This window comes from Micromonospora sp. ATLC20 (assembly GCF_057196585.1).
The window spans coordinates 1-6,042 of sequence record NZ_JBXUOV010000259.1; the positions used below are offsets into that span (position 1 = coordinate 1).

The following is a 6,042-nucleotide window of genomic DNA, read 5'->3' on the forward strand; positions in this document are numbered from 1 at the left end:
GCGCTCGCCGTGGCGCTGCTGCGCGGGCGGATCGTGGCGCGGCTGCGCGGCGCGGGCGCGTGGGTGCCGCGGCTGAGCGGCCTGGTGCTGCTGGTCGCGGGCGGCTACGTCGCGTGGTACGGCTGGTACGAGGTACGCCTCGCCCAGGGCCGCTACGACGCCTTCACCGACCCGATCATCCGCACCGCCGCCCGCATCCAGCAGGCGTTGGTGAGCGCCGTCGACACGCTGGGCCCCGCCGTCCTCGCGGCGCTGCTCCTGCTGCTCCTGCTCCTCCTCGCCGCCCGCCCCCGCCCCCGCCCTCGCTCCCGCTCCCGCTCCCGCTCCCGCGATCTTGCAGTTGGTGCCCGGGCGGAAGGGGTGAAGCGGACTTCTCGTGGGCCGGAAGTGCAAGATCGCGGGGAAGCGGCGGGTGCGGCGGGGGCGGGGGAGCGGGTCAGCGCGGGGTGAGGTGGTCGGTGCCGAGCTTGTCGCGCAGCACCTCCGGGACCACCACCGAGCCGTCGGGCTGCTGGCACTGCTCCAGGATGGCCGGGAACAGGCGGCTGGTGGCCAGCGCCGAACCGTTGAGCGTGTGCACGAAACGGGTCTGCTTCGCGCCCGGCTCGCGGTAGCGGATCGCCGCCCGGCGCGCCTGGTAGTCGCCGGCCCAGGAGACCGACGACACCTCCTTGTACTTGCCGGTGCTCGGCATCCACACCTCGACGTCGAGCGTCTTCTTCATCGAGGCGCTGGCGTCACCGGCGGCGAGCAGGCTGGTCTGGAAGTGCAGACCGAGCTTGCCGACCAGGCCCTCGACGTGCCCGACCATCGCCTCCAGCGCCTCGCCCGCCTGCTCCGGCAGCGTGAACTGGAAGATCTCCACCTTGTTGAACTGGTGGCCGCGTACGGTGCCGCGCTCGTCGGAGTGCGAACCGGCCGCCTCACGCCGGTAGCACGGCGTGTACGCGAACGCCTTCAACGGCAGCTTCGGCGTCTCCAGGATCTCGTCCTGGTACGCGCCGAGGATCGCCGTCTCCGCCGTGGGCAGCAGGAACTGGCCGCGCGAGGACGACTGCTTGTCGATGTGGTAGACGTCGTCGTGGAACTTCGGGAACTGCCCGGCGGCGAAGCCGGCGCTGTCCAGCAGCAGGTGCGGCGGGAGCAGGAACTCGTAGCCGGCCTGGATGTTCTGCTCGATCAGCCAGTTCACCAGCGCCCACTCCAGCCGGGCGCCCAGACCGGTGTACATCCAGAAGCCCGAGCCGCCGAGCTTCACGCCCCGCTCGTGGTCGACCAGGCCGAGCGCGCGGCTCAGCTCCACGTGGTCGCGTACCTTCTCGATGGCCGGCGCCTCGCCGAACGTGCGCACCACCCGGTTGGCCTCCTTGCCGCCGGGGACCACGTCGTCGGCGGGCAGGTTCGGCAGCTCGCTCATCGCCGAACGGAGCCGGGACTGCACCTCGTCGAGCTGGGACTCCAGCTCCGCGAGCTGCTTGCGCTCGGCCTCCGGGGCGACCGGCTGCGGCGTGCCGCCGGACCGTTTCGCCTCCGCGTACGCGCGCGCCTCGGCCTTGCGGCGCTGCCGCTCGGCGTCGATCTCCGTGATCAGAGCGCGTCGTTCCTGGTCGAGCCGCTGGATGTCGTCCAGCGCCCGGGTGACCTCGGCGGGATCCAGACGCTTCGCCAGCGCGGTCGCCACCGCCTCGCGATCCTTCCGGATCAACTCCATGTCGAGCATGCTGCTCGTACGCCTCCGTCCAGGCAGTCAGGTGGGACCTCCAGATGCTACCGTCGCGCCCCCGTCGCCCCGGCCCGGCCCGCGCAGCCCGCCGCCGCGAGGCCCTTTCCGGTGACGGTGCGTGGTGGCTCAGCCGTCGACGGGGCGTGCTCACGTTGTGTGACGGTGCTCCGGTGGTCGCGCGGCTTCGCCGCAACTCGCAGCCCGCTGACCTGGTCAATCTTGCGGATCCGCTTTCCGGCGGACATGCCCTCTGGCGACTTTGCTCTGCAGCCACCGACGCGGCGTTCGACGGAGCGTCAGCGTCGCGCGGATGGCTGCAGAGCAAAGTGCGCGAGGGGTGAAGCATCTTGGAGGGCAGCGGCGTCACGCACGGTAACGGATGGCCTTCGGAGTGCGGCACCGGCACTAGCACCGGAACCAGCACCAGCACCAGCACCGGCACCGGCACCGGCGCGCGGGGAACGTCAGAGGCGTACCGGCATCAGGACGGAGAAGGCGTGCGCGTCGTCGGGCCGCCGCACGGCCAGCGGGGTGATCGGGCCGTCCAGCTCCAGCACGAGCTGGCCGTCGCCGGACCCCAGGGCGTCCAGCAGGTACTCCCGGTTGACCGCCACGCGAAGCGCATCCGCGCCGCCAGCCGCGTCGCCGGCGTCGCCCGCGCCGTTCGGATCCACCAGGCGCAGCTCGCCCCGGCCGTCCAGGCCGAGCGCCACCACCTCGTGCTCGACGCCCTCGTGCGCGCGGTGGCAGACCGGGACGCCGTCGGCGGTGAGCGCCGCGCGCAGCGCCGCGCCGTCGAACGGGATCCGGTACGCGGGTACGTCGCCGAGCTGCGCCCGCAGCAGCCGCCGGTAGTCGGGGAAGTCGTACAGCAGCGGCACCGCGGTCAGCGGCCGGCCCGCCACCGTGACGGTCACCCGGTCGGTGGCGACGACGACCTCGGCGGAGTCGGCGCCGTCGAGGTCCAGCAGCGCCCGCAGCTCGTCGACGGCGGCCACCGGCAGCAGCGCGCTCACCGGCGGGCCGTCGACCGAGCCGCCGACCCGGGCCACGGCGAGCCGGTGCCGGTCGGTGGCGACCAGCCGGACCCCGTCCGGCTCGACCTCCAGCAGCACGCCGGACAGCACCGGCAGGTCGGGATCGGCGCCGACGGCGAAGCGTACGGCGTCCACGGCGGCGGCGAGGTCGGTGCGGGACAGCACGAGGCGGGTGGTCACGATGGTCTCCTCCGGGTCGATCAGGCTGCGGATCCGGGAGAGTTCGCGACGCGCGTCGGCCAGGCCGTCCTCCAGGCGGCGCAGGTGCGCGTCCAGCAGCCGGTGCACCTCGGCCGGCCGGTGCCGGTTCCGCAGCGCCTCGGCGATACCGGCCAGCGGCATCCCGACCCGGCGCAGCCCGGCCACCAGGCGGGCCGGGTCCACCTGCTCCTCGGTGTACCAGCGGTAGCCGGTCACCGGGTCCACCCGGGCCGGGGCCAGCACCCCGGAACGGTCGTAGAACCGCAGCGCGCTGACCGTCAACCCGCTGGCCCGGGCCAGTTCGCCGATGCTGCGAAGCTCGCTCTCCACGGCCGTCATCCTGTGACCTCAAGCGGGTCGAGGGTCAACCTCACGCCGGCAGCGTGCGGAACGTGATGCCCGCGCGTACCAGCCGGTCCAGCAGCGCGTCACCCATCGCCGCGACCGGCGTGACCTGGCCGGCGGTCTCCGGCAGGTCGTCGAAGGCCAGGCAGAGCGCCGACTCGGCGAGCATCTTGGCGGTCTCGTCGTAGCCCGGGTCACCGCCGGCCACCTCGGTCACCACCCGCCGTCCGCCGCCGGTGCCCACGAACCGCACCCGGAACCACGACTTGGCCCGCTGCTCGGCCGTCGGCCCCTGTCCGGAGGCGAGCCGCCCGAGCAGCCAGCGCCGCGTCGGCGCCACCTTCACCAGCCCCACCACACCGGCCAGCCCGACGCCCGCGACCAGCACCGTGGGCAGCCGCTTCATCGCGGCGAAGTGCCGGTAGCGGAAGTCCGGGCCGTATTCCGGGCGGGCCGCCGCGGACCGGCGGACCACCTGCGGGTCGATGGTGGGCAGCGGCACCGCCCACTGGCCGAACTCGCGTACCCGGCCGACCTTGCCCGGCACCGCGCGGACCCGGCGTCCGTCCGGGCCGGGCTCCATCGCCCGGCGGGCCCGCGCCGCGCGGCTCATCTCACCGGTACGGGAGAACGCGGTGAGCGCCGAGTGGTACGTCCCGGCGGAGAACCGGCCTCCGGCCCGCACGTACCCGTCCACGGCGATCGGCCCGTCGGCCGGCAGTTGCTTGACCGTGTACCAGACGCCCAGGTCGTGCGGGATCGAGTCGAAGCCGCAGGCGTGCACCAGCCGCGCCCCGGTGCGTACCGCCTCGGCGTGGTGCCGCACGTACATCCGGTCGACGAACTCCGGCTCGCCGGTGATGTCGAGGTAGTCGGTGCCGGCCGCGGCGCATGCGGCCACCAGCGGCTCGCCGTGGTGCACGTACGGGCCGACGGTGGTGGCGACCACCCGGGCGCTCTCCGCCACCGCGCGCAGCGACGCCGGGTCGGTCACGTCGGCGGTGAGCAGCGGCAGCTCGGCCAGGGCCGGGTCGATCGCGGCCAGCCGGTCCCGTACCGCTGCGAGCTTGTCCGGGTTACGCCCGGCGAGGGCCCAGCGCAGTCGGTCCGGCGCGTGCCGGGCCAGGTATTCGGCGGTCAGCCCGCCGGTGAAGCCGGTGGCGCCGAACAGGACGAGGTCGTACGGACGGTCTGCGCGCATCCGCCGAGTGTGCCATCCACGGCGCTCACCTTCACGGTGTGAAGACCACCCGGACGCAGCCGTCGGCCCGGTTCCGGAACAACGCGTACCCCTCGGCGCCGCGCTCCAGCGGCATCCGGTGCGTGGCCAGGTGCTCGGTGACCAGCTCGTCGCGGGCCATCCGGTCCAGCAGCGCCGGGATCGCGGCACCGCCCCGGCGCCGGGCGGCGCGGACGGCGAGCCCCTTGTCCGCGAACGCGCCGAGCGGGAACCGGTCCACGAATCCGGGCCGGGCGCCGAGCACCACCACCACGCCGCCCTTGCGGCAGGCGTGCACCGCCTCGCGCAGCGCCGCACCGCCGTCCGGCTCGGCCGCCGGCCACCGGCCCGGCACGGCCGGCACCCCGGAGGCGTCGACGCACACGTCCGGCCCCCGGCCGCCGCTGCGTTCGCGCAGCTCGGCGAGCACGTCCACGTACCTGTGGTTGAGCGCCTCCACGCCGTCGTGCCCGGTGACCATCCGCAGCCGGTCGTCCCGGTCGTCGACGACCACCACCCGGTCCGCGCCCCGGGCCACCGCCGCGCCGGCGGTGAGCTGCCCGACCGCGCCCGCACCCCACACCGCCACCACGTCGCCGGGTGCGACCTCGCCCAGCTCGGCGCCGTACCAGCCGGCCGGCGCGGCGTCGGCGGCGAACACCGCCCGCTCGTCGCTCACCGACTCCGGTACGGCGAACGCGCCCACGTCGGCGTACGGCACCCGCACGTACTCGGCGTGACCACCGGGGAAGCCGCCCAGCCGGGCCGGGCGGCCGTAACCCCCGGCGGGCGGCTGCCCCCACTCCGGCTCGGCCGCCACGCCGCTCGTGCCGTTGTCGCAGCACGCCGGCAGCCCCTGCCGGCAGAACCAGCACGCACCGCAGGCCACCGCCGCACCCACCACCACCCGGTCGGCGACCCGGTGCCGGCGTACCTCCGGACCGACCTCGACCACGTCGCCGAGGAACTCGCGTCCGAGCACCTCCCCGGCGGACGCCTCGGGCACCTGCCCATCGAGAAGCGGCAGGTCCGCGCCGCAGGTCGTGCTGCGCCGGACGCGGACGATCATGTCCTGGGCGTTGCGCAGCTCCGGGTCCGGAACGCGGCGCACCTCCACGAGGCCGGTACCGGCCCAGCACAGCGCCCTCACGTCGCGCTCCCCGGCCGGTCCAGCGGCGAACGGTCCGCCCGCAGCACCTCGCCGGTCTCCAGGAGTTGCTTGGTCTGCCGCAGCACGTGGCGCAGGAACCGGCCCGGGTCGTCGCCGACCAGGTGGGCGGCGAACCCCGGGAGCGTGCACTCCCCGCCCAGCGGGCGGACCGCCAGCTCCGTACCGCGCCCGCCGGGAGCCGGACGGGCCCACAGCTCGACCGCGCCGTCGAGGCGGCGCAGCGGCTCGGGCCACCGCCCGGCCGGGAGCACCTGCTCGGGTGCCCCGGCGATCGTCACCACCTGCCATCGGCCCGGCCGCGGGTCGGCGCCGGACCGCCGTGCCCGGCGGCGGGCCAGCACCCGCG

At 75.0% G+C, this 6,042-nt stretch carries 5 protein-coding genes and 1 pseudogene; 1 reads left to right on the top strand and 5 read right to left on the bottom strand.

What is annotated here, in order from left to right:
- Positions 1-450, top strand: a pseudogene (locus tag AC2CHG_RS29425) (cytochrome c biogenesis protein CcdA); the annotation flags it as partial.
- On the opposite strand, the gene serS reads toward AC2CHG_RS29425, so the two are convergent.
- The 5 genes from serS to AC2CHG_RS29450 all read right to left on the bottom strand — a co-directional run bounded on the left by serS (position 437) and on the right by AC2CHG_RS29450 (position 6,037).
- Complete coding sequence (gene serS, locus AC2CHG_RS29430; protein ID WP_355508297.1) at positions 437-1,720, bottom strand: serine--tRNA ligase; 1,284 nt, start codon at positions 1,718-1,720, stop codon at positions 437-439. The pseudogene AC2CHG_RS29425 and the gene serS overlap by 14 nt on opposite strands.
- A gap of 467 nt (positions 1,721-2,187) precedes the next feature.
- On the bottom strand, positions 2,188-3,300 hold the full coding sequence (locus AC2CHG_RS29435) for a DNA polymerase III subunit beta family protein (RefSeq protein ID WP_484526025.1): 1,113 nt from the start codon (positions 3,298-3,300) through the stop codon (positions 2,188-2,190).
- A gap of 31 nt (positions 3,301-3,331) precedes the next feature.
- Entirely contained in the window at positions 3,332-4,507 is a 1,176-nt protein-coding gene (locus AC2CHG_RS29440) for a saccharopine dehydrogenase family protein (protein ID WP_355508292.1), read from the bottom strand.
- 31 nt (positions 4,508-4,538) lie between these two features.
- Positions 4,539-5,675, bottom strand: coding sequence for an alcohol dehydrogenase catalytic domain-containing protein (locus tag AC2CHG_RS29445; protein WP_357209447.1), 1,137 nt, complete (start codon positions 5,673-5,675; stop codon positions 4,539-4,541).
- Positions 5,672-6,037, bottom strand: coding sequence for a hypothetical protein (locus AC2CHG_RS29450; protein ID WP_484526026.1), 366 nt, complete (start codon positions 6,035-6,037; stop codon positions 5,672-5,674). The genes AC2CHG_RS29445 and AC2CHG_RS29450 overlap by 4 nt, the downstream gene beginning before the upstream one ends.
- Positions 6,038-6,042 lie beyond the last annotated feature (5 nt).